The organism is Micromonospora sp. 050-3 (genome assembly GCF_046549335.1).
GTDB classification, from domain to species: domain Bacteria; phylum Actinomycetota; class Actinomycetes; order Mycobacteriales; family Micromonosporaceae; genus Micromonospora; species Micromonospora trifolii.
The window spans coordinates 888194-914180 of sequence record NZ_JAJPVX010000002.1 but is presented as its reverse complement, the minus strand read 5'-3'; the positions used below and the strand labels follow the sequence as shown (position 1 = coordinate 914180).

General features: G+C 69.3%; 26 protein-coding genes and 1 tRNA gene. 5 read left to right on the top strand and 22 right to left on the bottom strand.

Going from position 1 to position 25987, the window contains the following annotated elements; all coding sequences use genetic code 11:
- Window positions 1–14 precede the first annotated feature (14 nt).
- Genes ACLJOK_RS19205 through ACLJOK_RS19195 form a run of 3 tightly spaced genes read left to right on the top strand, consistent with a single transcriptional unit; the run spans window position 15 to window position 2010 of the window.
- On the top strand, window positions 15–812 hold the full coding sequence (locus ACLJOK_RS19205) for an ABC transporter permease (protein WP_410820137.1): 798 nt from the start codon (window positions 15–17) through the stop codon (window positions 810–812).
- Window positions 809–1300 (top strand): MauE/DoxX family redox-associated membrane protein, encoded by a 492-nt coding sequence (locus tag ACLJOK_RS19200; RefSeq protein ID WP_410820136.1) that lies wholly within the window; start codon window positions 809–811, stop codon window positions 1298–1300. The genes ACLJOK_RS19205 and ACLJOK_RS19200 overlap by 4 nt, the downstream gene beginning before the upstream one ends.
- Complete coding sequence (locus tag ACLJOK_RS19195; protein WP_410820135.1) at window positions 1297–2010, top strand: DsbA family protein; 714 nt, start codon at window positions 1297–1299, stop codon at window positions 2008–2010. Before ACLJOK_RS19200 ends, ACLJOK_RS19195 begins: the two co-directional genes overlap by 4 nt.
- On the opposite strand, the gene ACLJOK_RS19190 is transcribed toward ACLJOK_RS19195, so the two are convergent.
- From ACLJOK_RS19190 to ACLJOK_RS19170, 5 genes are all read right to left on the bottom strand, one after another.
- Entirely contained in the window at window positions 1982–2674 is a 693-nt protein-coding gene (locus tag ACLJOK_RS19190) for a response regulator (RefSeq protein ID WP_410820134.1), read from the bottom strand. The genes ACLJOK_RS19195 and ACLJOK_RS19190 overlap by 29 nt on opposite strands.
- Complete coding sequence (locus ACLJOK_RS19185; RefSeq protein WP_410820133.1) at window positions 2671–3843, bottom strand: sensor histidine kinase; 1173 nt, start codon at window positions 3841–3843, stop codon at window positions 2671–2673. The genes ACLJOK_RS19190 and ACLJOK_RS19185 overlap by 4 nt, the downstream gene beginning before the upstream one ends.
- A gap of 11 nt (window positions 3844–3854) precedes the next feature.
- Window positions 3855–4511, bottom strand: coding sequence for a LuxR C-terminal-related transcriptional regulator (locus ACLJOK_RS19180; protein ID WP_410820132.1), 657 nt, complete (start codon window positions 4509–4511; stop codon window positions 3855–3857).
- Window positions 4512–4899: 388 nt separating this feature from the next.
- Window positions 4900–4972 (bottom strand) — tRNA-Arg (locus tag ACLJOK_RS19175).
- A 129-nt stretch (window positions 4973–5101) separates the two neighbouring features.
- Complete coding sequence (locus ACLJOK_RS19170; protein WP_410820131.1) at window positions 5102–5752, bottom strand: CGNR zinc finger domain-containing protein; 651 nt, start codon at window positions 5750–5752, stop codon at window positions 5102–5104.
- Window positions 5753–6074: 322 nt separating this feature from the next.
- On the opposite strand from ACLJOK_RS19170, the gene ACLJOK_RS19165 reads away from it, so the two are divergent.
- Window positions 6075–7319 (top strand): MFS transporter, encoded by a 1245-nt coding sequence (locus tag ACLJOK_RS19165; RefSeq protein ID WP_410820130.1) that lies wholly within the window; start codon window positions 6075–6077, stop codon window positions 7317–7319.
- An 89-nt stretch (window positions 7320–7408) separates the two neighbouring features.
- On the opposite strand, the gene ACLJOK_RS19160 is transcribed toward ACLJOK_RS19165, so the two are convergent.
- A complete protein-coding gene (locus ACLJOK_RS19160) occupies window positions 7409–8797 on the bottom strand; it encodes a glycoside hydrolase family 6 protein (RefSeq protein ID WP_410820129.1) in 1389 nt (462 codons plus the stop codon).
- A 194-nt stretch (window positions 8798–8991) separates the two neighbouring features.
- On the opposite strand from ACLJOK_RS19160, the gene ACLJOK_RS19155 reads away from it, so the two are divergent.
- The gene (locus ACLJOK_RS19155) at window positions 8992–10209 is read left to right on the top strand and encodes a CapA family protein (protein WP_410820128.1); all 1218 of its coding nucleotides are present in this window, start codon (window positions 8992–8994) and stop codon (window positions 10207–10209) included.
- A gap of 57 nt (window positions 10210–10266) precedes the next feature.
- Here ACLJOK_RS19155 and ACLJOK_RS19150 read toward each other — a convergent pair whose 3' ends face one another.
- The 16 genes from ACLJOK_RS19150 to ACLJOK_RS19075 form a co-directional block, all read right to left on the bottom strand.
- Window positions 10267–11244, bottom strand: coding sequence for a carbohydrate kinase family protein (locus tag ACLJOK_RS19150; RefSeq protein ID WP_410820127.1), 978 nt, complete (start codon window positions 11242–11244; stop codon window positions 10267–10269).
- A 14-nt stretch (window positions 11245–11258) separates the two neighbouring features.
- Entirely contained in the window at window positions 11259–12704 is a 1446-nt protein-coding gene (ahcY, locus tag ACLJOK_RS19145; protein ID WP_410820126.1) for an adenosylhomocysteinase, read from the bottom strand.
- Between the two features lie 104 nt (window positions 12705–12808).
- Window positions 12809–14344: a peroxidase family protein gene (locus tag ACLJOK_RS19140; protein WP_410820125.1), complete on the bottom strand. Its 1536-nt coding sequence runs from the start codon at window positions 14342–14344 to the stop codon at window positions 12809–12811.
- Between the two features lie 82 nt (window positions 14345–14426).
- Complete coding sequence (locus ACLJOK_RS19135; protein WP_410820124.1) at window positions 14427–15812, bottom strand: acetyl/propionyl/methylcrotonyl-CoA carboxylase subunit alpha; 1386 nt, start codon at window positions 15810–15812, stop codon at window positions 14427–14429.
- 4 nt (window positions 15813–15816) lie between these two features.
- Window positions 15817–16254, bottom strand: a complete 438-nt coding sequence (locus ACLJOK_RS19130) for a biotin/lipoyl-containing protein (RefSeq protein WP_410820123.1) — start codon at window positions 16252–16254, stop codon at window positions 15817–15819.
- Window positions 16241–17902 carry an acetyl-CoA carboxylase carboxyltransferase subunit alpha gene (locus tag ACLJOK_RS19125; protein ID WP_410820122.1) on the bottom strand — a complete coding sequence of 554 codons (1662 nt, stop codon included), beginning with the start codon at window positions 17900–17902 and terminating at the stop codon, window positions 16241–16243. The genes ACLJOK_RS19130 and ACLJOK_RS19125 overlap by 14 nt, the downstream gene beginning before the upstream one ends.
- Entirely contained in the window at window positions 17899–18369 is a 471-nt protein-coding gene (locus ACLJOK_RS19120) for an SRPBCC family protein (protein WP_410820121.1), read from the bottom strand. Before ACLJOK_RS19120 ends, ACLJOK_RS19125 begins: the two co-directional genes overlap by 4 nt.
- A 4-nt stretch (window positions 18370–18373) precedes the next feature.
- The gene (locus ACLJOK_RS19115; protein WP_091394916.1) at window positions 18374–18631 is read right to left on the bottom strand and encodes an acyl carrier protein; all 258 of its coding nucleotides are present in this window, start codon (window positions 18629–18631) and stop codon (window positions 18374–18376) included.
- Window positions 18628–19089: a cupin domain-containing protein gene (locus ACLJOK_RS19110; protein WP_091394919.1), complete on the bottom strand. Its 462-nt coding sequence runs from the start codon at window positions 19087–19089 to the stop codon at window positions 18628–18630. The genes ACLJOK_RS19115 and ACLJOK_RS19110 overlap by 4 nt, the downstream gene beginning before the upstream one ends.
- 2 nt (window positions 19090–19091) lie before the next feature.
- Window positions 19092–20099, bottom strand: a complete 1008-nt coding sequence (locus ACLJOK_RS19105; RefSeq protein WP_410820120.1) for a methyltransferase — start codon at window positions 20097–20099, stop codon at window positions 19092–19094.
- Window positions 20096–20437 carry a TcmI family type II polyketide cyclase gene (locus ACLJOK_RS19100; protein WP_112581708.1) on the bottom strand — a complete coding sequence of 114 codons (342 nt, stop codon included), beginning with the start codon at window positions 20435–20437 and terminating at the stop codon, window positions 20096–20098. The genes ACLJOK_RS19105 and ACLJOK_RS19100 overlap by 4 nt, the downstream gene beginning before the upstream one ends.
- A gap of 4 nt (window positions 20438–20441) precedes the next feature.
- Window positions 20442–22064, bottom strand: a complete 1623-nt coding sequence (locus ACLJOK_RS19095) for an FAD-dependent oxidoreductase (protein WP_410820119.1) — start codon at window positions 22062–22064, stop codon at window positions 20442–20444.
- On the bottom strand, window positions 22057–22383 hold the full coding sequence (locus ACLJOK_RS19090; RefSeq protein ID WP_210781784.1) for an antibiotic biosynthesis monooxygenase family protein: 327 nt from the start codon (window positions 22381–22383) through the stop codon (window positions 22057–22059). The genes ACLJOK_RS19095 and ACLJOK_RS19090 overlap by 8 nt, the downstream gene beginning before the upstream one ends.
- 15 nt (window positions 22384–22398) lie before the next feature.
- Window positions 22399–23457 carry a methyltransferase gene (locus tag ACLJOK_RS19085; RefSeq protein ID WP_091394932.1) on the bottom strand — a complete coding sequence of 353 codons (1059 nt, stop codon included), beginning with the start codon at window positions 23455–23457 and terminating at the stop codon, window positions 22399–22401.
- On the bottom strand, window positions 23454–24674 hold the full coding sequence (locus ACLJOK_RS19080; protein WP_410820118.1) for a ketosynthase chain-length factor: 1221 nt from the start codon (window positions 24672–24674) through the stop codon (window positions 23454–23456). Before ACLJOK_RS19080 ends, ACLJOK_RS19085 begins: the two co-directional genes overlap by 4 nt.
- Window positions 24671–25933 carry a beta-ketoacyl-[acyl-carrier-protein] synthase family protein gene (locus ACLJOK_RS19075; RefSeq protein WP_410820117.1) on the bottom strand — a complete coding sequence of 421 codons (1263 nt, stop codon included), beginning with the start codon at window positions 25931–25933 and terminating at the stop codon, window positions 24671–24673. The genes ACLJOK_RS19080 and ACLJOK_RS19075 overlap by 4 nt, the downstream gene beginning before the upstream one ends.
- Window positions 25934–25987: the final 54 nt, after the last annotated feature.

Genomic DNA, 25987 nt, shown 5'->3' with positions numbered 1-25987 from the left:
CCCCGACAGCCGGCATGCGCCGCAACCTCGGGGCGATTGGCATGCTCTGGCGCCGCGAGGTCATCCGGCTGACACGCAACCGGCTTCGCGTCGTGATGGGCCTGGTGACTCCGCTGATGTTCATCGTCGTGTTGGGCACCGGACTCGAGGCGGTCGGTGGCGATGCGGTGGTCATGGAGCATTACCGCACCTTCCTTTTTCCCGGAATGCTGATGATGGCTGTCCAGTCGCCCGCGATGGGTGTCGGCATCTCCATCGTCTGGGACCGGCAGAGCGGTTTCCTCCGGCAGACTCTCGCTGCCCCGGTCCGACGGATCAGCCTGCTGATCGGTCTCTGCCTGGGCGGCGCCACGGCCGGTGCGCTCTACGCGTTCCTGGTGCTACTCGTCGCTCCGTACGCCGGCATGAGCTACAGCCCGCGCCTGCTGCTTGGTTTGGCCGTGGCCGCGCTCATCGCCTTCACGTTCACCGCGTTGGGAATTCTGGCCGCGGTGACGATCCGGTCGGTCGATACGTTCGAGGTCGTGGTCAGCCTGGCGCTGACGCCTCTGCTCTTCCTGTCCGGTGCGGTGTTCCCACCGAACGGACTGCCCGGCTGGCTAGGCACGCTGGTACTGATCAACCCGCTGACGTACGCGATCGACGCGACCCGCCGGGTCCTGCCCGGTGACTTCTTTCTCGACGGCATGTCACAGTCGCCGCAACTCTGGGGCTGGACGCCGCCAGTCTGGGCCGAGCTGCTAATGATCACCACACTGGCCCTGGGCACCCTCGCAGTGGCCGCCAACCGCTTCGCCAAGGCCCAGCAATGATCGGTTCTGCCTGGTTCACCACCGTGGCGCGCGCTGGGTTGGCCGCAGTGTGGCTCCTCGCTGGTGCGACCAAGATCGGCGATTTGGCCGCATCCGGCCGCACGGTCAACGCCTACCGCATCCTGCCGTACGAAGCGGCCACCGCGTTTGGCGCGATGCTGCCGTTCATCGAGCTGGCATTGGGGATGTTACTGCTGCTCGGGCTCGGAACGCGCCTGGCCGCCGGGATCTCGGCCGTACTGCTGATCGGCTTCGTCGTGGGAATCGCCTGGGTCTGGGCACACGGCTACCGGATCGACTGCGGTTGCTTCGGGGGCGGCGGCGAGCTGGCCGCCAACCAGAGGCCGACCTATCTCCTCGACCTGCTGCGCGACGGCTTCTTCCTGCTGCTCGCTGGCTTCCTGACAGCTCGGCCGGCCGGCCGGCTGGCGATCGACAACTGGCTGCAGGCCACTCCCATGGCTGCCGGCCGAGCGGAGGTCTCATGACAACCACCAGTCGCACTCCAACACCCAGCGCGGCGGTGGCCGCACAGTTCGCGGCCGATCGCCGCCGGCGGCGCACGGTGTGGTCGGCCGTGATCGTCGTGGCCGCGCTCACCGCCGCCGGCACGGTGGGCTACCAGCGTTTTCAAAGCCAGTCGGCCGAGCCGGTCCGGTACCCCGCGGGAACAGCCGCCTATGGCGGCACCGGCGTGGCCCGCGGCAGCGGACCTGTCACCATCGACGTGTACGCCGACTTCATGTGCCCCAACTGCAAGCAATTCGAAGATTCGACGGCGACCACGCTCGACGAAGCGGTGACGGCCGGTCGAGTCACGGTGGTCACCCACCCCGTGGCGTTCCTGGACCGCATGAGCCAGGGCGAGAAGTACTCCACCCGGGCTGTGGCCGCTGTTGGATGTGCCGCTGACGGCGGTCGGTTCACCGAGTACTCGCGGATGCTGTTTCAGCACCAGCCGGCAGAACAAACACCTGGGCTCAGCGACGACCGGCTCATCACTCTCGGCCGGGACGCCGGACTCACCGAAAGCTTCGCCCAGTGCGTCCGCGACGGGACGTATCGCAGTTGGGCCGCACACGTCAGTGAGCGGGCTGCCCGCGCCGGTGTGATCGGTACCCCCACGGTCAAGGTGAACGGAGAGGTGACGGACGCGGACTCGACCTCGGTCAGAGAAGCCCTCGGCGATGCTGGCTGACCTCGGCCTGCGCCCCGGCGCTGACCAGCCCGTTCTCGTAGGCGGCGATCACCAGTTGAGCGCGGTCGCGGAGACTGAGCTTGGCCAGAATCCGGTTGAGGTGCGTCTTCACGGTGGCCATGCTGATGTGCTCGCGGTCGCAGATCTGCGTGTTCGACAGGCCGTTGGCGACGAGCGTCAGGATCTCCCGCTCCCGGTTAGTCAGGACATCCAGGCGACCCGTTTCGGCAATGGCCTCGGCCGCACTGAATCGAGCGATCATCCGTCGGGTGACGCTGGGCGCGAACAGCGCGTGCCCGCCGGCCACTACATGAACGGCTGCCAGCAGGTCGGCGGGGGCGATGTCCTTGAGCAGGAACCCACTGGCACCCGCGCGCAGGGCCGAATAGACGTACGGATCCAGGTCGAACATGGTCAGAATCAAGATTCGGACGTCCGTGGTGGCCTGGTCGCCGGTGATCAGGCGAGTGGCCTCAAGGCCGTCGGTGTGCGGCATGCGCACGTCCATGAGCATGACGTCCGGCCGCCTGCTCTTCGCCAGCCGGACCGCGGCCGCGCCGTCGGCCGCCTCCCCGACGACCGTGCACTCCGGATCCGAGCTCACCAGCAGGCGGAAGCTCTCGCGCAACATGGGCTCGTCGTCGGCGATCGCGACCCGGATCACTGCCTACCACCCATTGGCGCGTACGGGATCTTCACGTGGACCTGGAAGCCGCCGGCCGCAAGCGGCCCGGCCGTCATTTCACCGTTGTGCATCTCCACCCGCTCCCGCATACCGGCCAGGCCGAAACCCTCCGCTGCGGAAGGGCGGACCGGCCGGCCGCCCACCGGCCCGTCGTCCGCGACCTCGACGAGGAGCTCACTCCCAGTGCTCCGGACCGTCAGGCTGCAGCGGGTCGGCCCAGCGTGCTTGATGACGTTGGTCAGCGCCTCTTGAACGATCCGATAAGCCGTCAACGACACGCCCGGCGGGACGTCGTCCTGCTCCGGCAGTTCGCTCCGGACGGTCAGGCCCGCCTTCTCGGCACGGCGCACCAGCGTGGGGACGTCGGGCAGACCAGGGGCCGGTCCACGAGGTTCGTCGCTGTCCCGGAGAAGCCGGAGGGCTTGCCGCATCTCGGCGAGCGCCTCTCGGCTGACCTGCTCGATCACTGCGAGCGAGGCCAGCGTCTCGGCCGGCCGGTCCCGAGCCAGGTGTCGGGTCACCGCTGCCTTGACCGCGATCACCCCCAGGTTGTGCGTCACGATGTCATGCACCTCGCGGGCAATTCGCAGCCGTTCGTCGGAGACCGCTCGCTCAACCCGGTCGGCAGCCCGCCAGACCGCGTACGCCCGCCGCTGCGCAACCGCGATTCCCGCGGCCCAGGAGGCGCCCACCAGGGCGAGGCCGGGCAGCAGTGTTCCGAATCGACTCGGCCACGGTTGCGGCGACCCGGTGGCGACGGCCAGAAACGTCAGAACCACGCTGGACGACACGATCACCAGCCAACTGCGACGGCTCCGCTGACCATCGGTGGCCGCAGCCGTGTAAGCGGTGAGGGCCGCCGCGAGGAGAGGGTCCGGCAGGACCCCCAGTGACACGCTGACGATCGATGCGAGGGCGACGCTCGCGAAGACTGGCATTGGCCAGACCCTGCGGACTGCGACGGGGAGCGCGATCAGGGAGACCAGCACGCCGTGTAGCCAGTCGGGAAGCGTGCTCGACCGGGGCAGGGCTGTCAGGTAGACCGTGGCGAGCAGTCCGGCGACGACGATGTCGACGGCGACCAACTCACTGTGGGTCAGCGGCCGAACCGGCAGCCGGGCACCTTCTACCGCTCCCTTCGGGTGCACGAACGCCCCTTCTATGCAAGGTCCCCGGAGAGACTCATCAATCTACGTGCCACCAGCGCCGCACGAAGCCGATCCTGCACGCCGAGCTTGAAGAAAATTCGGCTGAGGTGATTTCGGACCGTGCGCTCTGAAATGTTCAATCTCCGCGCAATACCGCGATTGTTCTGACCATCTGCCAATAACGCAACCACCTCACGCTCCCGGTTGGTCAGCGAGTCCAGTAGGCCCTCTGCGGACGGCGGCGCGGAATTCCTCTCCTGCCCCGCCAGTGCGGCCAGGCGTGGTGCCGCCGAACCGGTGATTCCAGTGCCGCCGCGTGCCACGAGACCGAGGGCCAGACACAACGAGTCGAAATCAGCGCTGTTGCCGAAGTAGCCCCGAGCCCCAGACCGCAGGCACCGGACCATCTCGTCATCGCTCTCCGATCCAGACACCACCATCACGTGGGTGGCAGAACCGGCGGTGACGTCTCGCACTGCGGTTTCGATCGCGCAGTCCACCTGCGCGACATGCAAGATCAGGACGCCCACAGACCGTCCGGCCCAGGCATTCCCGTCGATCAATTCGGCCATCGATGTGACGTGCGCCACGACATCGACATTCCACTGCTGCGAGAACAGTTTGTTCAACATCCCGGACAACAGCGGATGGATATCAGCGATGGCCACCGACACTGACCTTTCATCGCCTTTGTTCGTGGCGGAGATCAACGGGTGCGCAGAACTCATCCTTTTCCCCTGTCAAGCATCGAGGTTCCCCGACAAGCATCGAGCTGACTCCGGGAGCCTAGCATCGAAGCCGGGGAATGCGAGACCCGTTACGCCGGGGGCGTCGCGACCCGACTGGCGCGATATGCGCTTCAATACTGGGAGTCGCCAGCAAACTGAACGTTGACTCACCTTCCTGGCTTTTGACACTCAGGGATCGTCGGCGCGCAGTCGCATTGCCGGGATCGACTCCGTGACCAGGCTGCCCGGATTCCCGATTCCCCATCGGATTCGCGGGAAATGACGCAGAGGACCGACAAGGAACCACCACGGCTGCCAGCCTTCGAGGTGCCCCCGGCAGGATTCGAACCTGCGACACACGGTTTAGGAAACCGATGCTCTATCCCCTGAGCTACGGGGGCGCGAGTGGTCAGTGTAACGACCTGCGGGTTGACCCGCGCTGGCAGGGAGTGGCCCTCGTTGACCTGCGTTGAACCCGCGAATCGCCCCCCGACCGGCGACCAAACGGCGACGACGACACAGTCGACCGGCTACGAACTGGAGGAACGGGCGGCACGGCGACGCTCGGTGAGCCGTCGCGCCTTCACCGCGTTGCCGCAGTCGGCCATGCGACACCAGCGGCGGGAACCGTTGCGGCTCTGATCGAGGAACAGCCAGCCACAGCCCCCTTCGAGCACCGGGCAGCGGCGCACCCGGGTCAGGTCGGCCGTCAGCATGACGTCGAGGGCAGCCTCGGCGATCCGGTCGGGCACCAGCATGGCCGGCACCGTGCCGTAGACCAGCCGCACCTGCGACGAGTCGAGCACGAATCTTGCTCGGGCGGCCGCGCCGGACCAGCGCTGCTGTAGTGCGACCAGCGCGGCACCGGCGGCGATGGGGTCGCCCGCCGTACTACCGTCCGCCTCGGTGATCGCCGCGAGCAGCACGAGATAGAGACTCTCGCGGATGTCCCGCACGGCGGCCAGTCCCGCGTGCGCCGCCGCAGGCTCGTCGCGCCAGGCCCGGCCCACCTGGTCGGCCTCCGCGTCGCTGACCACGCTCACCCGGACCGACCAGCGCAGCAAAGCGGAACTGTCGGTCAGGAAGTCGTGCGGCGACTCGCCACCTCGTTCGAGGGTGTTGGCCAGTTCGAGTGCCGGGTGTCCGCCGACCATCGGTAGCTGGCTCACGTCGATTGACATGCGGCGATGCTACCACCTAGATACGTGGAGGGGGTTATGACCCACGCCGCTCCTCGCGCCTGCGTTCCGACACGCTGTGGACCCGGCATGCCTCGTGCCATCCTCTTGCCAAGCGATCAATTGTGGCGACTTCCCTGACTGCACCGGCCTCCACTGTGCCGCCCTGCACACCAACTGGCGTGCGACTGCGGCGTCGCAGTGCGAAGACAGCGAGGGATACACGGCAACCTATGCTACCTTCAAAACCTGGTTAGCCGGGATCACAGTGGCTCGTGCGTCACGGCTGCTTGCTACACCTCGTCCAGGATCTGGGAGGTAGCTCATGGTGCACCGACGACGCGCGGTCCATGCCCTCGCCGCGTTGTCCGCCGCCACGTTCTGTTACGTCACCACCGAGGTGCTTCCGATCGGGTTGCTCACCCTGATCGCGCCGGACCTGGGACGCTCCCGGTCCGAAGCCGGCCTGCTGGTGACCGGGTACGCCGCGGTGGTCATGGTTGTGGCGCTCCCGCTGACCCGGGTCACTCGGCGTGTGCCCCGGCGCCCACTGCTCGCCGGCGCCCTCGGTGTGTTCGCCGCGGCGACGGCGGTGTCGGCCTTCGCCACCTCCTACGAGGTGTTGCTCGCCGCCCGGCTGGTGTCCGCCACCACCAACGGTGTCTTCTGGGCGGTGGTGTTCCCGGTAGCGATATCGATGTTCCCTCCGAACATCCGAGGCCGCATCGTGGCTCGGCTGTCGATCGGCAACGCTCTCGGCCCCGTCCTCGGCGTACCGCTGGGCACCTGGCTGGGCGGGCAGGCCGGATGGCGGGCCGCCTTCGTCGCGATGGCCATCTTCGGCTTCGTCACCTGCGTGGCTGTCGCCCTGCTCCTGCCGAGCGTCACACCGCAACAGAGTGCGGGCGACGTCGGGCCGATGCCGGACCGGCACCGCTTCGTCGTGCTCCTGATCGCCACCATCCTCGCGGTCACCGGCGCCATGGGCGCATTCACCTACATGACCGTCTTCCTCCTGGACGTCAGCGGGTTCGCCGCAGCATCTCTCGGCCTGTTGCTCTTCGTGCAAGGCTCGTTCGGCGTGGCCGGCACCTGGGCGGCCGGCCGGTTCCTGGACCGGTTTCCACTCGGTGTCGTACTGGTCCTACTCGGGTTCCTCACCGCCGCGATGCTCGGCCTCTATGGAGTTGGCGCAAGCAAGGTGTTGACGATCCCGTTGCTCGCCGTGGCGGGGATGTCGTTCAGCTCGCTGATCGCGGGAATCCAGCACCGCGTCATGCAGGTGGCCCCGTCGACCACCGAGATGGCGTCGGCCAGCCTCAGCGTCGCGTTCAACTTCGGCCTCGCTGCCGGCTCGTTCATCGGCGCGGGCCTGCTCGCGACGGCCGGGGTGCGCGTCATCCCGTTGTTCGGTGGCCTGCTGACGGCCGTGGCGATCGCGTTGCTCGCCGGCCACGAGATGTCCCGCAAGAGAGGGAGCGACCACAAGCCTGACCACAGCAGTTGGTCGGTGCGACAGACCCACAGCCGCGATGCCGGGAAGCCACAGGCCACCAGCGTGCAGACGTAGATGGGGCAGCCCGGCTCGTTCCGCGGGCACGGGGGCGGGCCCGGCGCGGAGAGTGGTCCTCCACGCCGGGCCCGCCGCAGCGGTTGGGGTCAGCTGGTCACGCAGTCGGCCGACACGCCCGGGCCGGTGCCGGTGCCCTGGAAGCCGAAGTTGGTCGACTGCCGGCCCAGGACCCGCCCGTTGTAGCTCACGTTGGTGAACCCGACGGTGCCGCTGGTGCCGCTGACCTGGGCGTTCCAGGCGCTGGTGACCGCGCCGCCGGGCAGCGCGACCGTCACGGTCCAGCCGTTGATGTCCGACTTGCCGGCGGTGACCGTCACGCTGGCGGTGAAGCCGCCAGCCCACTGGTTGACCGCTATCGACGCGTAGCAGCCGTCACCGGCCGGCGGCGTGGTGTTCGGCGGAGGGGTGGTCGGCGGCGTGGTCGTCGGCGGCGGAGTCGTCGGCGGGGTGGTCGTCGGCGGCGGAGTCGTCGGCGGGGTGGTCGTGGGCGGGTTGGGCGCGCCGTTGGCCAGGCTGAAGGCCAGGTCGGGCTGGAACGAACCGGCCGTGAAGCGGCAGCCGTCGGCCTCCCCCGGCGGCTTCACCCACAGATACGCGTCGATGTTGCCGTCGCCGGTGTTGGTCGTCGGGTACTGCCCGATGCGCCGGTCGGTGTTGTCGTCGCCGCACCAGTCCCCGCTGGCGCCCCCGTTACGGCTGGTGTCGATGACCTGGCGCTTGCCCGAGATCCCCATGCCGTTGAGGGAGGAGATGACCGCCCGACCGAAGTTCGCCTCGCTGGAGGTGGAGTTGTAGTTCGACACGTTGGTGAAGAAGCCGTCGGCGTACTGCACGCCGGCTGCCCGGAGCCGGTTGGCCGTCTCACCCGCGCTGTTCCAGGTGGAGTGGCCGCCGTCGAGGTACACCTTGGCGTTGGGGTTGCCCGACTTGATGGTCCGGGTGGCCGTCGAGATCGCCTCGTTGCGCGCGTTGATCTCGGCGCCGCTCAGGCACGTCAGCAGGGCGAGCGAGTCGGTTTCCAGGATGATGATGACGGTCTGGTTGCCCAGTCCCCTGGCGAAGTTGGACACCCACGTCTGGTACTGGTTGAGGTCCGGCGCGCCACCGGCGCTGGCCCCGCCACAGTCCCGGTTGGTGATCTCGTAGACGGCCAGCACCGGAATCTGCTGCGCCGCGTTGGCGGCGCCGATGAACCCGGAGACCTCGGACTGCACTGTCGAGGGATTGAAGTTGGCGAACCAGCGCGCCTGCGGCTGACTCGCGATCTTGTCGCGGATGACGGCCGTACGGGAGTCGCCGGGGTTGGCGGCCACCCAGCGGACGACGGCCGAACTCGGGTCGCGGTAGAGCGACCCGGACAGCGTGCCGGCGGAGGCACTGCTGACGGCGAGGCAGACGCCGACGGCGGTGGCGCCCGCGACGGCCGCCACGCTGATGGCCGCCGATCTGCGGCGGAGCGAGGAGAGGATAGCCACGACGTATTGCCTCCAGATCACATAGATGTATCTAAGTTCATGGGAGCGTTCCCATGGACGTTAGCGGAGGCGCGCACCGCTGCCAAGGTGTGAACACTCATCGATGAGACAGATGCCCGCGCCTGGGGGGCGAGGCGGACCCCGCACAACGCCGGGACGCTACGGGGCGTGACCAGGGCGGCTAGCCTGTCGCGGTGGCGAGTAATTTTCAGCTAAGCGCCGAGCGCTCCCGCACGCTACGGGCGATCCTCGGTTGCGTGGTCGCACTAGCGGTCGGGGCGGGCGCGATCTACGTCCTCGGCCCTTGGTCGGCGGACTCGCCCGCGCCGGCTGAATCGCCTGTGTGGGCTGACCCGCCCAACCCGGTGGCGGTCGCCGACCGTACGGTCTCCGTGCTCGGTGCGGGGGACATCCTGCTGCACCCCAAGCTGTGGGAGCAGGCCCGGACCGATGGCGGCGGCACGTTGGACTTCGGCCCGATGCTGGCACCGGTGAGCGAGACCGTTTCCAACGCCGATCTGGCCCTGTGCCACCTGGAGACTCCGCTGGCACCGCCGGGGGGCCCGTACATCGGCTATCCGAATTTCAGTGTGCCGCAGGAGGTGCTCAAGGGCCTCAAGAGCATCGGGTACGACGGTTGCTCCACCGCCTCGAACCACACCCTCGATCATGGGTACGACGGCGTCAAGCGGACCCTCGACGCGATGGACAAGGCGGGTCTGGGGCACGCCGGCAGCTACCGGACCAAGCGTGACTCCGACATCGTCAAGATCTATCAGGCCAAGGGCGTGAAGATCGGGCACATCAGCCTCACCAGCAGCTTCAACGGCCTGCACCCGCCGGCCGGCAAGGAGTGGGTGGCGAGCCTGATCGACGTGAAGACTATCCGGCGGGACGCGGCGGCAGCTCGGGCGGCGGGCGCAGAGATCGTGGTGGTCAGCCTGCACTGGGGCACCGAGTACGAGCACGAGCCGAACGCCGACCAGCAGACCTGGGCGCGTCAGATCGCCGCAATCGACGCCGTGGACGTCGTCTTCGGGCATCACGCGCACGTCGTTCAGCCGGTGGAGCGGATCGGCGACACCTGGATCGTCTACGGGATGGGCAACCAGATCGCCCGGCACGAGAAGCCCATCAACGCCAACCGTGACGGCGCGATGACCCGGGTGACGTTTGGTCCGGCGAGCGAGCCGAAAAGGTGGAAAGTGGTGGCCATCGAAGCGATCCCCACCTTCGTCGATCTGAACCCGAAAATCCGTCTGGTCGATCTGGAGCGGGCGTTGGCGGACCCGACCCTGTCCCCCGGGCGACGTGGGATCTACCAGGCCGCGGTCGAGCGGATCGAGGGCAACCTGTTGACCAGGGCGGCCGACACGGCGGGACTGGTGGTGCGCGGGGCGCCCGGCCGGTAACGGCCCCGGAAAATCGGGGTCCTCACCAGGGACGGTCGAGCACGCCGGCTCGCCCGGTCAGACCCGGGCCAGCCCCAGCGCGCGCACATCGACCGCGACGTGGCTGCCGTACGACTCAGCGATGCGGCGCTCGAAGGCGTCGGCGTCGATCGTGTATTCCTGCGGGCCCTCGACCTCCAGCACGTGCGCCGCCAGGACGCAGCCCACCTGCGCTGCCCGCTCGATGGGCAGGTCGGCGGCGAGCGCTGCGAAGAAGCCGGCCCGGAAGCCGTCGCCGACACCGGTCGGGTCGACGATGGCACCCACCTGTGCCGCCGGCACCAGGAAGTCGCCGTCCTGCCCGGTGATCCGTGCCCCGCTGGCGCCCAGGGTCACGACCCGCACGCCCACGCGGCGCAGGATGTCGTCTTCACTCAGCCCGGTCTTCGACTCCAGCAGCGCCGCCTCGTACTCGTTCGTCAACAGGTAGCGAGCGCCGTTGATCATCGCCTCGATGTCGGCCGACGGCATCCGGGCCAGTTGCTGTGACGGGTCGGCGGCGAAGGGCAGGCCCAGTCGGCGGCAGGCGGCGGCGCGGGCGAGCATCGTGTCCGGGTTCTCCGCGGCGAGGATGACGAGCCCAAGCCCACCGGCCCGGGCTGCGACACCGTCGAGGCTGATCCGGTCGGGCTCGCCCATCGCACCGGGATAGAACGACGCGATCTGGCAGAGGTCGGTGTCGGTGGTGCAGATGAACCGGGCGGTGTGTGCGACGGAGCTGACCTGCACCTCCGAGCAGTCGACCCCGTGCCGCTCCAGCCAGCTGCGGTAGTCCCCGAAGTCACCACCGACCGCGCCGAGCAGCACCGGCCGGTGCCCGAGTTGGGCGAGCCCGAAGGCGATGTTGGCCGCGACCCCGCCGCGTCGGACGACGAGGTCGTCGACGAGGAACGAGAGTGAGACGGTGTCGAGGCTGCCGGCGATGAGTTGCTCGGCGAACCGACCTGGGAAGCGCATCAGATGGTCGGTCGCGATCGAGCCGGATACGGCGATCATGCGGACGGGCCCTCTCAGTAGCGGTAGTGGTCGGGCTTGTAGGGCCCTTCGACCGGGACGCCAAGGTAGTTGGCCTGCTCCTTGGTCAGTTCGGTGAGGCGGACACCCAGCGCGGCGAGGTGGAGTCGGGCCACCTTCTCGTCCAGGTGCTTCGGGAGGGTGTGGACACCGATCGGGTACTGGTCGGTGCTGGTGAACAGCTCGATCTGCGCGATGGTCTGGTTGGCGAAGCTGTTCGACATCACGAAGCTCGGGTGCCCGGTGGCGTTGCCCAGGTTCAGCAGTCGCCCCTCGGACAGCACGATGATCGAGTGCCCGTCCGCGAACCGCCACTCATCCACCTGCGGCTTCACGGTGATCCGCTCGACGTCCCCGCGCTTCGCGAGACCGGCCATGTCGATCTCGTTGTCGAAGTGGCCGATGTTGCCCACGATCGCCTGGTGCTTCATCCGCGCCATGTGCTCGTTGGTGATCACGCTGAAGCAGCCCGTCGCGGTCACGAAGATGTCGGCGGTCTCGACAACGTCATCGATGGTCGCGACCTGGTAGCCGTCCATCGCCGCCTGGAGGGCACAGATCGGGTCCACCTCGGTCACGATGACCCGCGCACCCTGACCGCGCAGACTCTCGGCGCAGCCCTTGCCGACGTCGCCGTAGCCGAACACGACGGCGACCTTCCCGCCGATCAGCACGTCGGTGGCCCGGTTGATCCCGTCGATCAGCGAGTGCCGGCAGCCGTACTTGTTGTCGAACTTGCTCTTGGTCACCGAGTCGTTCACGTTGATCGCCGGGAACAGCAGGTTTCCGGCCTGCTGCATCTCGTACAGGCGGTGCACGCCGGTCGTGGTCTCCTCGGTCACTCCCTTGATCCCGGCGGCGACCCGCGTCCAGCGGCGGTTGTCCTCCCGCAGCGACCGCGTCAACACACCGAGGATGACCTCGTACTCCTCGGAGTCCGCGCTCTCCGGTGACGGGACCGCGCCGATCGCCTCGAACTCGGCGCCCTTGTGCACCAGCAGCGTGGCGTCACCACCATCGTCGAGGATCATGTTCGGGCCCTGCCCGTCCGGCCAGAGCAGCACCTGCTGGGTGCACCACCAGTACTCGTCGAGGGACTCGCCCTTCCAGGCGTAGACCGGGACACCCGCCGGGGCATCAGGGGTGCCGGTCGGGCCGACCGCTACCGCCGCCGCCGCGTGGTCCTGGGTGGAGAAGATGTTGCAGGACGCCCAGCGGACCTGCGCGCCGAGCGCCACCAGCGTCTCGATCAACACGGCCGTCTGGATCGTCATGTGCAGCGAGCCGGTGATCCGCGCACCCTTCAACGGCTGCCGCGAGGCGAACTCCCTCCGGATCGACATCAGACCCGGCATCTCATGCTCGGCCAGCTCGATCTCCTTACGCCCGAAGGCCGCCAACGACAGATCTGCCACCTTGAAATCGCTGAAGTCGCCAGTCATGCCCGCACCCTCCCCCACCCGCGTCGAGGACCGTTGGAGTCCCGTTCAACCGGGCCCTGCTCCGCACACCGGGCCAACCCGGCCCGGGTGCGGAGCAAGCGCCGTCAGGAGTTGCGGCTGGCCGGGTCGACCCGGGCGTACGTGAGCAGGTCGGCCATCGTGAACTGGCCCGAGAAGCGGGCGGGCAGGGTCGGACGCCAGTTGGGCTGCACCTTCAGGTAGCTCGCCGGGTCGAGCTGAGCGATGCCGATGAGCACCTCTGCCACGATTCGCCCACCTACCGCGCCCAACGAGCCGCCGCCGGCCTGGAGCTGTGCCTCCTTGAGGATGTAGTAGAAGAGCGGGGTGTTGGAGTCCAGGCCGAGGCCGTACCCACTGAGCTCCGGGAAGTTGAAGCTGCCGAGTGCGGGCGCCCCGATGTGGGCGGCGATCCGCTGGCCCGACGGGATGCCGAAGGTGAGCTGACGGAGCAGGTCGCGTCCGAGCAGGTTGGCCGACGGCGAGCCGGACGGCGGCGGTGGCAGCGGGAAGCCGAACAGCGGCGTCGAGTTGCGGACGTCGATCCATTTGCTCCAGTGCACCTGGCCGTCGAAGAACTGGAACCAGAACTGGTAGTCGAGGTAGCGGCGGGTGGCCCGCTTCCCGCCGCGCAGGTCGGCCGGGTCGGCGCCGCTCATCGCCGGGTCGAAGAGCATGGCGTAGAACTCGTCGCCGCCGTTGCCGGTGCGGTTGACCAGGTAGGCCGGTCGGGGCTGGCTGTGGCCGAAGCGGAACGCCGCCGCGGTGAACTCGACCGGGATGAACGTCGCGTTCGGCTCCGGCTTGTAGAAACGGCGGCCTCCGTTGAGCACTGTGAAGACAGTGCCCGGCCCGGCGATCAGCGGAAGGAACTCGTTGAGCACGATCCACTGGTAGTGCCAGGTGACGAGTTGCCGGGCGGCGCCGAAGACCTGCGCCGCCGGTGTGCCCTGTGCGCGCACCAGGTCGACCACCCGGTTGTGGAAGAGGATGAACGCGGCCGTGATCTGCGCGATCGGCAGGTTCTCGTCGTTGCGGACGTCGAAGATGATCGCCCTGCCATTGGAGTTGCGCGGCAGGTCCTCGAAGCGCCCACCGGACTCAATCTTGAGTTTGGCGGGATCGGCCGAGTTGTACAGCTCCGGGTTCCCGGTCGGCCCGCCACCGTAGAGCGAGTCGAGGTCGAGGGCCGGCGTCCGGGGGTTCGGCACAGTGGTCGGGTCGACCGGCGTGCCCAGCGGCGCCGTCGTCTCGAAGGCCAGGTCGTGGTCGATGAACTGCCCGAAGTACGTCATGCCCTGCGGGATCGAGAAGTTGTCGGGGTTGTTGATGCTGTGCTGCTGCTGGTCGGCGAGCGCCTCCGCGCCGACGCTGAGCGGGTCGCGCGCGTCCATCGGGCCGCCGACGCGCGACAGGTCGATCAGCGCGTTCCGCATCTGGGTCGTCGCGGATCCGAACGCCGGCAGCGACGGGAACATCCGACCGAACCGGTTGGAGAACGCGGCCGCCGCCGGCGTCGCGTCGAGCAGGACTCCCCCGGTGCCGGCCACGAGCGCCCCCGCGCCGACTCCGGCCAGTAATCGCCGTCGGCTGACACCTCGAGAAGCGTTGTCAATTGCCATGTCGGCCACCTTCCGTCCGCGGGCGCCCGCGTGGACGCACGGGCCGCAAACCCGCGAACCGGCAGCAGTGTGAACCCTTCGGCTAGTGGCGCCCTGGAGCTTCGGTGGTGTCCGGCTGGAGGCCGGTGAGCATGGCGTCGACCAGCGAGGTGTCGTGTTTCGCGGCGCGGAACAGCGGGTGGTCGAGCGTCGATCGGAGGAAGTCGCGGGTTGTGGCCACACCTGGCCCTTCCACTGCGCACTCGTCGAGGGCGCGGGCCATCCGGGCCAGGGCCTGGGTGCGGTCGGGCGCCCAGACGACCACCTTCGCGAGGAGGGAGTCGTAGTCGGCCGGCACCCGGTAGCCGGCGTACCCGTGCGTGTCGACGCGGACGAACGGGCCGGCGGGCAGGTCGAAGCGGGTCAGCTCACCCGGCGTCGGTACGAAGCCGCGCGCCGGGTCCTCGACGTTGAGGCGACACTCGATCGCTGTGCCGCGTGGCGTCACGTCGGCCTGGGTCAGCGCGAGCCGTTCGCCGGCCGCGACGAGGATCTGTTGCCGCACCAGGTCGACGCCGGTCACCAGCTCGGAGACCGGGTGTTCGACCTGGAGCCGGCAGTTGACCTCCATGAGGTGGAAGTCGTCCCCACCGCCGACCAGGAACTCGAAGGTGCCCGCGCCCACGTAGCCGACACCGAGCGCGCCGGTGACCGCTGCGGCGGTCATCCGGTCGACCATGTGTTGCGGCAGCCCGGGCGCAGGTGACTCCTCGATCAGCTTCTGGTGACGCCGCTGTACCGAACAGTCGCGCTCGCCGAGGTGGATGCCGTTGCCGTAGCGGTCGGTGAGCACCTGCACCTCGACGTGGCGGGCCGACTCGAGATAGCGCTCGATGTAGACCCGGTTGTCACCGAAGAGCAGCTGCGCCTCCGCCCGCGCGGAGGCGAACTCGCCCAGGAACGAGGCCGGATCGCGGACCACCCGTACGCCCCGACCGCCGCCACCGGCGACCGCTTTGATGATCAACGGGAAGCCGATCTCCTCGGCGACCGCCCGGGCGTCGGCCGCCGACTCGACGGCGTCGGTGGTGCCGGGGAGCACGGGCAGGCCGAGGCCCGCCATGATGCCCCGCGTCCGGGCCTTGTCGCCCAGCGCGGCCATCACGGCGGGCGGTGGCCCGATGAACGTGATCCCGTCGGCCTCGCAGATTTCGGCGAAGTCCGGGTCCTCGGAGAGGAATCCGTAGCCCGGATGGATCGCGTCGGCCCCCGTGCGGCGGGCCGCCTCGATGATGGCCGGTGCGCTCAGGTAGCTGCGCCGACTCGGACCCGGCCCGATCTGGACGGCTTCGTCGGCCAGCCGCACCACCGCCGAGTCGCGGTCGACTGTCGAGTAGACCGCCACGGTACGCAGCCCCATCTCCCGGCAGGTCCGGGCGATCCGGACCGCGATCTCGCCCCGGTTGGCGATCAGCACCGACTCGAACACTGGGTCAGCCCTCCGACACAGCTAAGGCGATCAGCCGTTCGCCGTACTCGACCGGGGTCGCGTTGGGCACCAGCACCTTCACGACCTCGCCCGCGCGGTCGGCTTCGACCGGGATCATCATCTTCATCGCTTCGAGGATCGCGACCTGCTGGCCGGGCACGACCTGGTCGCCCTCACGGACGAACGGGTCAGCGCCGGGCGACGGCGCGAGGTAGAGCGTCGCGACCATCGGCGCGCACACGTAGTGCAGACCGGCGTCGGCGTCCACCGGCGGGGCCGCCGGGACCATCGCCACCACGGGTGCGCCGTCCGGCCACTCCACCTCGACCACCAGGTCGCCGTGTTGCAGCCGGGCACGGCGAACCGGACCTGGCGTCGACCCGATCAGCCGCGCGAGACTGCGGACCGCGGCATCCAGCGGGTCGGCGTTACCCTCCGGCATTCGTCAAACCTCCGATCTGTCGGAAGCGGGCCCGGCGCTGGGCCCGCACCTCCTCGCGGGTGAGACCGGCCAACTCCGCGAACGCGTCGACGACCGCCCGATGTACGGCCGACGCGGTCGCCCCGGGATCGGCCGGTGCCCCGCCGGGCGGTTCGGGAACCACCCCGTCGACGATGCCGAGCGCCAGCAGGTCGTTGGCCTGGAGCTTGAGCTGCGCGGCGGCCTCGTCGGCCCGACCGGAGTCGTTCCAGAGGATCGCGGCGCAGCCTTCCGGGCTGATCACCGAGTACGTCGCGTTGGCGAGCATCAGCACCCGGTTGCCGACGCCGAGGGCGAGCGCGCCTCCGCTGCCACCCTCGCCGGTCACGATCGCGACGACCGGGACCGTCAGACCGGCCATCAGCCGGATGCTGTCGGCGATGGCTATGGCCTGCCCGTTCTCCTCCGCCGAGATGCCGTGGTACGCGCCGGGCGTGTCGATGAGCGTCACGATCGGCGTGCCGAGCTTCTCGGCCAGGCGCATCAGCCGGGCCGCCTTGCGGTAGCCGGCCGGTGTCGCCATGCCGAAGTTGCGGCTGGCCACCTCGGCGACCGTGTGCCCCTTCTGGTGGCCGATCACCACTGTGGGCCGGCCGTCGATCAGGCCGACGCCGCCGACGATCGCCGGGCAGTCACCCGCCAGCCGATCGCCGTGCAGCTCCACGAAACCGTCGACGAAGTTGCCGATGTAGTCGAGTGTGGAGGGTCGGCCGAGGTCGCGGGACAGCGCCACGACCGCCCACGGGTCCGCCGGCTCGGGTGCCGCGGTCGCCCGTACCGGGTAAGGATCCGGCGCGGACCTGTCGGCCCCTGCGAAGGCCAGCAGCCGGCCGATGGTCGGCCGCAGGTTCGACCGGGGCACCAGGTCGTCGAGCATGCCGCGGGCGAAGAGGTACTCGGCGGTCTGGAAGCCGGCCGGCAGCGGCTGACGCAGCGTCTGCTGGATGACCCTCGGCCCGGCGAAGCCGAGGCGGGCCCCCGGCTCGGCGAGGATGACGTCGCAGAGCGTCGCGAACGATGCCGCGACGCCACCGTAGGTCGGGTCACTGACCAGCGAGATCGTCAACACCCCGGCCTCGTCGAGGGCCCCGAGTGCCGCGCTCGTCTTGGCCATCTGCATGAGCGACAGCACGCCCTCCTGCATCCGGGCACCGCCGGAGGCGCTGACGATCAGCAGCGGTGTACGGGTCTCGAGCGCCAACTCGGCCGCCCGGGTGATCCGCTCGCCGACGCCCGTGCCGAGGCTGCCGCCGAGGAACCGGAAGTCCATGACCGCCGCGATCAACGGCTGCCCCTCGACAGTGCCCCGGACACAGACGACCGCCTCGTCGAGCCCTGTACGCCGGCGGGCGGTCTCGATCCGTTGCGGGTATGGCTTGGTGTCGACGAACCCCAGCGGATCGCCGAAGGCGCCGACCGGTGGCAGTTCCTCGACCGAGTCGAGATCGAAGAGCTGCTCGATCCGCTGGTGTGCGGTGACCTGGTCGTGGTGGTCGCACTCCGGGCAGACGCCCAGGTTGCGCTCGACCCGGCGCTGGTAGAGCAACGCCCGGCAGCCCGGGCAGATCAGCCAGCTCTTGCCGACGGGCGCGTTGACGGTGGCGGTCATGACTGCCCGCGTTCGGCCGCGGCCTTCTCCACGATCTCCCGGATGCGTGCCTGCTGCTCACGTGTGGTCCGGTTGAGGTGGGCGGTCATGCCCTCGTCGTCGGCGTGCCCGCCCGGCCGCATCTCGAAGTCCTGTACCCACCGCATCCGCACGCCGCCGTCCGGGATCTCGGTGTATTCCCAGAACAGGTTCATGTACTTGAAGGCGCCGGTCTCCAGCCGCCGTGCCCGCACGACCCGGTCGCCGCGGTCGGGCACCCGCTCGGAGACCCAGCTCCAGACGCGGCCGGCCGGGTCGGGGTGCATGGTCAGGCGGAAGACGACGGCCCCGTCGGCGGACGTCGAGAGGACCTCGGTGCTGGCGTACTCGCTGAACAGGGAGGGCCAGTTGGGGATGTCGTTGGTCAGGTCCCAGACGAGGTCGAACGATGCGTTGATGACTACCGCGTTGTCCGTGTGTCCGGCCATGGGGTCACCGATCCGCGAGTCGTTGGTTGACGTAGTCGACGGCGAGCCGCGGCGTCTTCATGATCGACACGGCGTCGTCGGGAATGCGGACCTCGTACTCCTGCTGCACCCGCGCCGCCAGCTCCAACAGCGCGAGCGAGTCGTAGCCGAGGTCGTCGAACGGCGCGTCGAGCGTCGCCGGATCGGCCCAGTCGGTCTGCTCGACCACACCGGAACTGGTCTCCAGGATCCGACGCAGGTCGTCGAGGGTCAGCTGGCTCATGAGTTTCCTCCCGTCGGTCGCTGCCACCCGTCGCGCACGCCACCGACCTGCGGCACCGGCGACTCGGGGTGCGGGACCTCCTCGGTGTCGACGTGGCCCAGCTCGGGGCGCGGCGCGAGCGGACTGATCTGGAACACGATCAGCGCGGTCTCGCCACCGGCGTTGACGATGCGGTGCCGCTGGCCGCGACGGACCATGAGAGCTTCGTCGGCCGCGAGCTTGACCTCCGCGCCGTCGACCCGGATCACGACCTCGCCGCGCACCAGATAACAGAACTTGTCCGAGTACGGGTTGTACTGCTCCGCCAGGAACTCGCCCGGCTCCAGGCGGACAGTGCCCATGAAGCCCTCCGTCGCGTCGACGGTCTTCGGGCTGAGCAGGATCCGCACCTCCCCGCCGATCCGGTTGATGCCGGGCACGTCGGTGGCGGCGACCTTCACGATCGGTTGCCGATGCATTGTCATCCCTTCTCTGCGACGAGCACTCGGAACGGCAGGTCCGTCGGGTGGACGGTGGCCGGGCCGAAGCCCGCCGCGGCGAGGGCCCGGTTGTAGGCGGCGACGGAGTGCGACTCCCCTTCGAAGGTCCAGACCAACATCAGCACCGAGAAGAGGTAAGGCGCCGGGTCCAGTGCCGGCGACTCGTCGCCCGTGGTGAAGCCGACGATGACCAGGCGCCCCCCCGGCTTGACGACGGAACCGAGCCGGGTCACCAGCTCGTGCACCCGCTCCTCGGAGAAGTGGTGGGTGACGTTGGTGAGCAGCACGACGTCGTAGGGGCCGCCGAGATCGGTGGTGAACATGTCACCCGGCAGGAACGACGCCCGGTCGCGTACGCCGAGCCGCTCGGCGTGCTTCTCCGTCACGGCGAGAACGTTGGGCCAGTCCAGCGAGGTCACCGCCGCCTGCGGGTTGTGCTGCGCGAGCGTGTAGCCGTAGACGCCGTGACCGCAGGCGACGTCGAGGATGTCGAGCTCGGCGCGCTCCTTCGTCCACGGCGCGAGCGCTTCGGCCATCACCTCGGCGGTCGGCTGGGCGACCTTCGTCGCGTAGGCGGCGAAGTCCTCCCAGTAGGTGTACTCCGGGGTCTCGGCGTGCACGTCGAGGACGGTGCCGCCGGCCCGGACGGCGGCGCTGAGGTCGCGCAGCGCGTCCCACTCCCAGTCGCTCGACATCACCTTGACCATTCCGCCCAGGTAGTCGGGACGGGTGCTGACCAGGTGGTCGGCGGCCGCCGGGGTGAGCGAGAAGTGCTCGCCGGTCCGGTCGGTGAGACGGATCGCGGTGAGCGCGTCGAGCAGGATGCGCGCGCCCCGCGGGTGGATGCCGAGCTTCGGAGCGAGCCCGTTGGCAGTGGCCGGGCCCGCGGCGAGCGCGTCGAACACGCCCAGCTCGACCCCGGTGCGCAGCAGGCTCGTCTTCTTGTATGCCTGCATCATGTCGTTGATGTCGCGGCGGGTCAGCGTCACGTGATGCTCCCTGTCTCGGGGCTCCAGGTGTAGAAGGGCGTGGCCTTCGAGTCCTGCAACTCGGTCATGCTGTCCGGCGCGTAGCGCTGCAGGTAGGCCGAGAGGCGCCGGTTGACCTCCTGGAAGTCCGCGCGGGCTCGGGCCGCGAGGAGCTTGTCGAAGACGTCGGTGTCGGCCTCGAGCAGGTGCATGTAGAGGTCCTGGTATTGGAAGAGCGTGCGCCGCGAGATGCCGACGACGTAGGGCATGTCGCCCTTGTCGTGCTCGGCGAAGAGCTCGGCGACCGCGTCGGCGTGACCGGGGGCCATCCGCATGACCATGAGGGCGCGGTAGGACATGTGCTCACGCTCCCCGCAGGATCGTGGCCAGGGCGGCGGCGAGGGTCTTTGCCTGGTCGTCGACCGGGCCGGCACTGCGGAAGGCGACGATGCCGTCGGGGCGCACCAGCAGCGCCCCGCCGGGGCCGACTCCACAGCTCGCCAGCCACGAACCGTCGTCGGCGAGGTCACCGTCGGGGCCGGCGGTCAGCGCCTTGATCGGAAGCCCGGTCTCCGCGGAGACCGCCTCGGCCGCCGCGAGCCACGCGTCGTCGCCGGGAGCCGTGGCCAACGTCCAGCCCTCGGTCAGCACGTCGATCGTGGAGACCCGAGCGCCGTCCTGGTCGACCCAGCCGTGTGGGGCACGCGATCCGGGTTGGCCGGTGAAGGTCAGCTCGCGGGGCAGCAGCTCGGTGTCGGCGGGCGCGCCGACGATCGCGTTCGAGGTGTACCGGTAGCCCATCGTCACGATGACGAAGTCCCGATAGGCGGCCTTGTCCTCGTCGGCGAGCTGACCGCGGGTGCGGAAGAGCATCCACGCCTGGTCGGCCGTCGCCGCGCCGACCGGACGACGCTCGGCTTCGTAGGAGTCGAGCAGGCTCTCGTCAGCCCGCCCCTGAAGCACGTCGGCGAGCTTCCACGCCAGGTTGTGCGCGTCCTGGATTCCGGCGTTGACGCCGAAGCCGCCGGCCGGCGGGTGGGCGTGGCAGGCGTCGCCGGCGAGGAAGACCCGCCCTGCCTGGTACGCGTCGGCGACCATGTGCCGCGCGTCCCAGGGCTGGGCCGACTCGACCTCGACCTCCAGCTCGGGGTCACCGGCAGCGATCCGGGCCAGCTCGACGCAGCGTTCCGGGGTGAAGTCGGCCGGCGACTGCCCCCGCTCGGGGTAGTAGTTGACGCCGAACATCCACCGCCCCGGCTCGATGAAGAGCAGCAGACCCTGGGCCAGTTGGTTCATCAGGTAGATCAGCGTGAACCGTGGCGCGGTGTCGGGCAGGTCGACCTTGGCGCGGAAGATGATGCTGACGAAGTTCCCGGCGACACCGTTGCTGCGGTCTCCGATCTGGAGCATGTTCCGGACGGGGCTCTTCACGCCGTCGGCCGCGACGACGTAGCGCGCCCGGATCGTGCGTGTCGTGCCGTTGTCGGAGACGGTCGCGGTCACCCCGTCCTCATCCTGGGTCAGCCCGATCAGCTCGTTCTGGAAGCGGATCTCCGCGCCCGCTTCGACGGCGGCGTCGTAGAGCAGCGGCTCGTAGTGGTCCTGGCCGCACCAGATCGGCCAGCTCGGCGTGAACTTGTCGTAGTCGACGTCGTGCGCCTCCATGACGAAGGACTTGTGGAGGTCGGCCAGCGACTGGGCGCCGAGCATGACCAGTGGCGTGGCGCGGCCGGCGCGGACGAGGTCGAGTTCGGCGCCCGGCCCGACGATCTTCATGCCGGCCTGCTGCACCGCCGGCTCCAGGCCGACGGTGCGGAAGATCTCCACAGTGCGGGCGTGCAGACCGGTCGCGCGGGGGATCGTCGACAGTCGGGGCCGACGTTCGACCAGGATCGGCCGGATCCCCTTGCGGGCCAGGAAGAGCGCGGTCGACAGGCCGACCGGGCCGCCGCCGACGATCAGGACGTCGGTGCTTCCGTCAGACATGAGCGTCCTCCGTGTAGACGACTTTGTAGAGGTGGCGTTCCGGCGTGGCGATCGCGCGTACCTCGCCGAAGTGGGGGTGGACCTCGGGGTTCTGGAGCATCGCTGTGAAGTGCTCTTCGCTCTTCCACTGCGCGTAGTTGACGACCCGGGTCCCGTCGAGGCTGGCGTGAATGTTCGCCGACACGAACCCGTCGACCTTGGACATCACCGCGTCGGTCGCCTCGATCAGGATGTCGACGAGCTTCTGCTGGTTGGCCGGCTCGACGGTGAAGACGTTGACCATCGTCACGACCGGCTGGTCGATGCCGATGTGTGCCATTGCGGGCTTCCTTTCCTAGATCGGACGCGCTTCGAGCAGGGCCCAGCCGCGGGACGCGGGGGTGTTGACCAGCTCGAAACCGGACGCGGTGAACAGCGCCTGCCATTCGCGGAGGTCGCGCTCCTTGCCGCCGAAGAGCACCAGCATGTCGATGTCGATGATCTTGGCGTGGTCCCACTGGTTGCGCGGCGGCACGATCTGGTCGATCGCGATGAGGCGGGAGTCGGCGTCGCCGATCGCCGCGCGGATCCGCCGCAGCAGCGTGACGCAGGTGTCGTCCGGCCAGTTGTGCACGATCGACTTCAGGATGTACGCGTCGGCGCCGGCCGGCAGCTCGTCGGTGAAGAAGTCGCCGCCCCGCACCTCGACCCGCTCGGTGACGCCGTGCTCCTTGAGCAGCGGCTCGGCGTCGGCCACGACCTCGGGCAGATCGAAGAGGACACCGGTGCCCTCGGGATGGCGTTGGAGCATCTTGGCCAGGAAGTAGCCGTTGCTGCCGCCGATGTCGGCGATCCGGCCGAACCGCTCGGGCGCCAACTCCGCCGCGAACCGGTCGGCGAGCCGCCGGCTCCAGTGGGCCATGAAGCCCTCGAAGAACCGGTTGGCCTCGGGGTGGGCCTGGAGGTAGTCGTAGAAGCCCATGCCGAAGACCTTGTTGAAGGCCGGCTCGCCGGTGCGGACGCTGTGCAGGATCTCCGCGTACGGAAGGCGGTTGAAGTCGGCGCCGCTGAACTGCACCATCGGTCGCAGCCCGCCGATCCGGGCCGACGTCAGCCCCTCGCCGAGCGGCGTCAGCGCGAACGACCCGTCCTCCTGCTCGTCGAAGATGCCGACCGCGGAGGCCGCGCGGAGGATCCGCCGCAGCGCGTCCTCGTGCGACTCGGTCGCCGCCGCCAGTTGGGCGACAGGCACCGGACCGTCGACGAGCAGGTCGGCGACGCCGAGCTCGGTGACCACGTAGATCACGTTGGCGATCTGTTTGGCGCTTCCCAGCACCGCGATCTGCCGTTCACGCAGGTCAAGTGCCTGCTGCTCGTCGAAGTTCGCGACGGCGGCGAGGCTGGCGTCGGTCATCGTCCATTCCTTTCGTCGGTCACGACCATGGCCGCGTTGAACCCGCCGTAGCCCCTGGCGAGCACGAGCGCCGCGCGTACGGGTGTCTCCCGCGCGACGTCGCGCACCAGGTCGAGGTGCAGGCCCTCGGCCGGCTGGCGGATGTTGGTGGTGGGCGGGATGACACCGTGCTGGATCGACAGCAGCGCGGAGACGAGGTCGAGCGCCGCCCCGCCCGAGTAGAGCCGGCCGGTCATCGTCTTGGGCGCTGTCACCGGCACCCCGCGTGGGCCGAAGACCGCTGTGATCGCCTCGGCCTCGACGCGGTCGAGCTCCGCGACACCGGCGCCGTCGGCGAACACGACGTCGATGTCGGCCGGCGTGAGACCGGCGTCGGACAGTGCCATCTCGGCCGCCCGACGCAGACCCGGCGGACGGCCGGAGCCGGGCCGGGGGTCGAACGTCGCGCCGTATCCGGCGATCACCCCGTAGACGGCGGCCCCGCGCCGGGCAGCGGCGAGTTCGTCCTCCAACACGAGGATCGCCCCGCCCTCGCCCGGCACGTAGCCCGACGCGTTGGCGTCGAACGGCAGGAACGCCGTGGCCGGATCGCGCCCCGTACTGAGGAGGCCGTTGGCGAGCTGGGCCGTCCAGCCCCACGGGCAGAGCGATGCGTCGACGCCGCCGGTCATCACGAGCTGCACGCCCTTGCGCACCTGGCGTCGGGCCTGCGCCACCGCGTCGAGCCCACCCGCCTGCTCGGTGACGAGCACGCCGGTCGGCCCACGCATCCCGTGACGGATCGAGATCTGGCCGGTGTTGACTGCGTAGAACCAGGCGAACGACTGGTAGGCGCTGACGTGCTCGGAGCCCTTGCTCCAGAGCTTCTCCAGCTCACGATGGCCGAACTCGAAGCCGCCCGACGCGCTGGCCGTGACGACACCCATGCCGAACTCGGGCAGCGCCGAAGGGTCGACCGACGCATCGGCCAGCGCCCACTGCGCCGCCGTCAACGACAGCCGGGTCATGTGGTCGGTCTGCGCCATCAACCGGCTCGGAATGTGATCGGCCGCCTCGTAGCCGGGAACCTCGCCGGCCAACTGGGCGGGGTAACCCGAGGGGTCGAACCGGCTGATCGGCCCGATGCCGCCCACCCCGGCGACGGTGGCCTCCCAGAAGGCGTCGCGGCCCAACCCGTTGGGAGCGGCCACTCCGACCCCGGTGACGACAGTGGTCATGCCACACGCGCCAGGAGCATCGCGCTCTGAAAGCCGCCGAACCCGCTGCCCACGCTCAACACCACGTCGGTCTGCTGCTCGCGGGCGGTGAGCGGCACGTAGTCGAGGTCGCACTCCGGGTCGCGATCGTGCAGGTTGGCCGTCGGCGGCACCGCACCGTGCTTGATCGCCAGGGCCGACGCCGCGATCTCGATCGAGCCGATGGCGCCGAGCGAGTGACCGATCATCGACTTGATCGAGCTGACCGGGGTGCGGTACGCGTGGTCGCCGAGGCTCCGCTTGAACGCCGCCGTCTCGTGCCTGTCGTTCTGCTTCGTACCCGAGCCGTGCGCGTTGATGTAGTCGACGGCGTCGCCGGGCAGCTGGGCGTCGGCGAGCGCGACCCGGATCGCCTCTGCCATCTCCCGCCCGTCGGGCCGCAGACCGGTCATGTGGAACGCGTTGGAGCGCGAGGCGAACCCGACCAGCTCGGCGTAGATCTGCGCTCCTCGCCGGCGGGCGTGCTCGAGCTCTTCGAGGACGAACATCGCCGAACCCTCGCCGAGGACGAACCCGTCGCGACTGTTGTCGAACGGCCGCGACGCGTGCGTCGGGTCGTCGTTGCGGGCCGTGGTCGCCTTGATCGCGTCGAAGCAGGCCACAGTGATCGGCGAGATCGGGGCGTCGGTGGCGCCGGCGATCATCACGTCGGCCGAGCCCTCCCGGATCAGCTCCCGGGCGTGGCCGACCGAGTCGAGACCCGACGTGCAACCGGTGGAGACCACCGTCGCCGGACCTTCCGCCCCGACCGACCACGCCACCTCGCGGGCGAACGAGCTCGGCACCAGATAGTCGTAGAGGTGCGGAGTGGCGTACCGGTGGTCGGTCAGCCACTTCCGGCCGCCGTCGCTGACCACGACGTACTCCTTTTCGAGGCTCATCGTGGCCCCGACAGCGGTGCCGACGCTGACGCCGACCCGGGTCGGGTCGACGACCTCGAAGCCGCTGTCGGCCAGCGCCTCCCGGGTGCAGACCACTGCCATCTGGGCCGCCCGGTCCATCCGGCGGACCTCCTGCGGCGACAGGCCCTCGGCGACCGGGTCGAAGTCGGCCTCCGCGGCCACCCGCGACCGGAAGGGGGTGGCGTCGAAGAACGACAGGGTACGGGTGGCCGTGCGGCCAGCGGTCAACAGTTCCCAGAACGCCTTGGTGCCCAGTCCACCGGGGGCGATGACGCCAATCCCGGTGATGACCACCCGACGGTCGGATGTGCTCGTCATGGAAGACCTCCTGGCCGCGATGTCCGTGTGAAAGCTAGGGACGGCCGGTCGAAC

Coding starts and splice junctions, on each gene's coding strand:
- ACLJOK_RS19205 (WP_410820137.1), top strand. CDS start 15: ATGCGCCGCAACCTCGGGGCGATTGGCATGCTCTGGCGCCGCGAGGTC.
- ACLJOK_RS19200 (WP_410820136.1), top strand. CDS start 809: ATGATCGGTTCTGCCTGGTTCACCACCGTGGCGCGCGCTGGGTTGGCC.
- ACLJOK_RS19195 (WP_410820135.1), top strand. CDS start 1,297: ATGACAACCACCAGTCGCACTCCAACACCCAGCGCGGCGGTGGCCGCA.
- ACLJOK_RS19170 (WP_410820131.1), bottom strand. CDS start 5,752: ATGTCAATCGACGTGAGCCAGCTACCGATGGTCGGCGGACACCCGGCA.
- ACLJOK_RS19165 (WP_410820130.1), top strand. CDS start 6,075: ATGGTGCACCGACGACGCGCGGTCCATGCCCTCGCCGCGTTGTCCGCC.
- ACLJOK_RS19150 (WP_410820127.1), bottom strand. CDS start 11,244: ATGATCGCCGTATCCGGCTCGATCGCGACCGACCATCTGATGCGCTTC.
- ahcY (WP_410820126.1), bottom strand. CDS start 12,704: ATGACTGGCGACTTCAGCGATTTCAAGGTGGCAGATCTGTCGTTGGCG.
- ACLJOK_RS19140 (WP_410820125.1), bottom strand. CDS start 14,344: ATGGCAATTGACAACGCTTCTCGAGGTGTCAGCCGACGGCGATTACTG.
- ACLJOK_RS19130 (WP_410820123.1), bottom strand. CDS start 16,254: ATGCCGGAGGGTAACGCCGACCCGCTGGATGCCGCGGTCCGCAGTCTC.
- ACLJOK_RS19125 (WP_410820122.1), bottom strand. CDS start 17,902: ATGACCGCCACCGTCAACGCGCCCGTCGGCAAGAGCTGGCTGATCTGC.
- ACLJOK_RS19120 (WP_410820121.1), bottom strand. CDS start 18,369: ATGGCCGGACACACGGACAACGCGGTAGTCATCAACGCATCGTTCGAC.
- ACLJOK_RS19115 (WP_091394916.1), bottom strand. CDS start 18,631: ATGAGCCAGCTGACCCTCGACGACCTGCGTCGGATCCTGGAGACCAGT.
- ACLJOK_RS19110 (WP_091394919.1), bottom strand. CDS start 19,089: ATGCATCGGCAACCGATCGTGAAGGTCGCCGCCACCGACGTGCCCGGC.
- ACLJOK_RS19100 (WP_112581708.1), bottom strand. CDS start 20,437: ATGTCCTACCGCGCCCTCATGGTCATGCGGATGGCCCCCGGTCACGCC.
- ACLJOK_RS19095 (WP_410820119.1), bottom strand. CDS start 22,064: ATGTCTGACGGAAGCACCGACGTCCTGATCGTCGGCGGCGGCCCGGTC.
- ACLJOK_RS19090 (WP_210781784.1), bottom strand. CDS start 22,383: ATGGCACACATCGGCATCGACCAGCCGGTCGTGACGATGGTCAACGTC.
- ACLJOK_RS19085 (WP_091394932.1), bottom strand. CDS start 23,457: ATGACCGACGCCAGCCTCGCCGCCGTCGCGAACTTCGACGAGCAGCAG.
- ACLJOK_RS19080 (WP_410820118.1), bottom strand. CDS start 24,674: ATGACCACTGTCGTCACCGGGGTCGGAGTGGCCGCTCCCAACGGGTTG.
- ACLJOK_RS19075 (WP_410820117.1), bottom strand. CDS start 25,933: ATGACGAGCACATCCGACCGTCGGGTGGTCATCACCGGGATTGGCGTC.